Origin of the sequence: Streptococcus moroccensis (genome assembly GCF_030812835.1) — a bacterium.
GTDB classification, from domain to species: domain Bacteria; phylum Bacillota; class Bacilli; order Lactobacillales; family Streptococcaceae; genus Streptococcus; species Streptococcus moroccensis.
Genome location: NZ_JAUSTM010000057.1, coordinates 1 through 1,202 on the forward strand (window position 1 = coordinate 1; position 1,202 = coordinate 1,202).

General features: G+C 38.2%; 1 protein-coding gene and 1 pseudogene. Both read right to left on the bottom strand.

The genetic code is table 11. The annotated features are described in order from the left end of the window. Nucleotides 1-96 precede the first annotated feature (96 nt). Nucleotides 97-318: pseudogene (locus J2S23_RS11280) on the bottom strand (ISL3 family transposase); the annotation flags it as partial. Nucleotides 319-579: 261 nt separating this feature from the next. Continuing rightward, nucleotides 580-1,202 (bottom strand): Cna B-type domain-containing protein (locus tag J2S23_RS11285; RefSeq protein WP_307122795.1); only part of this gene is annotated, 623 nt, incomplete at its 5' end.

A 1,202-nucleotide genomic window follows, 5' to 3' on the forward strand; every position in this document is an offset into this window, starting at 1 on the left:
CGAAAATTGGATCAATCATTATCCTAAGAAAATACTGAACTATTTGTCTCCTGCACAGTTTCTTAAAAATGGCTAACTTCTACTTGAAATTTAGCGACGAATCAACAGTTTGTATCCGGCACATTCTAGGTAGGGAATCTTGGATTCTTTTTGGAAGTCATATTTGGCCATTTGGCTTTGGCAGCCAGGACATTTTGGAGGATCATAATCTAAGAAGGCACGGAGTTCTCTATGCGTCCCCATATCAGATTCTTGGGTTATCGTGATATTTGAGTCTTTTATTCCGAGCGTATTTGTGATAAAATTTAAGTGTTCCATATGAGTCTTTCTAATGAGTTGTTTTGTCGCTTTTCATTATAGATCATATGGGACTTTTTTTCTACACTCAAAAAGGCTCCATAATCTCCGTAAGGTTTTTACCCACTACAGAAATTATAGAGCCGTTTTTTCTATTCTGAAACTAGTTTTTGCCCAGCCTCTTACTCTTCATTTTGTAGTCAACTTAACTCACTACTTCTAGTTATTTTTCACCAACCCACTATAGTTGACAAAGAGCCGTTATTTACAATCATCAACTGACTACTTGCATTCCTTCGAACCCGGTATCACTAGAAGTACTCCCATTACCAATGATAAAATACCGAATAGTAGCCCTAATAATGAAGTGCGTTCACCGGTATTTGGAAGCTCCGGTATTTTGGATGGTATACTAGATGTTGGTGACACATTAGGTGTTAATGGTACATCAGGTGTTGGCGGCACATAAGGTGTTGGTGGCACATAAGGTGTCGGTGGTACATCAGGTGTTGGCGGCACATAAGGTGTCGGTGGTACATCAGGTTTTCTTTTGTTAATTATCTTGAATCCATCAATATAAGTTTCAAAACCATCTACAGCAACTTCCTCAACAGAATATTCAAAAATATTTCCGTTGCGATCCGTCATGTCTAACCCAGAAATTGTTGTACTCCAGTTCATTGTGGCATCTAATACCACTCTTTGATATTCTACGCCATTCCGATACACAATCACCGTTACCGAACTTGATAAATTATCAACCAATTGATTTCCATCAGAGTCGATCCAAAGTTTCTCAATTGTAATGCTTGTAGTTGGCACATTATATGTATTGGTAATCACATTGCCTTCTTGACGACTAGTGTAACCTTCTACTGCACGCTCTCTTACACTATAAGTATAAG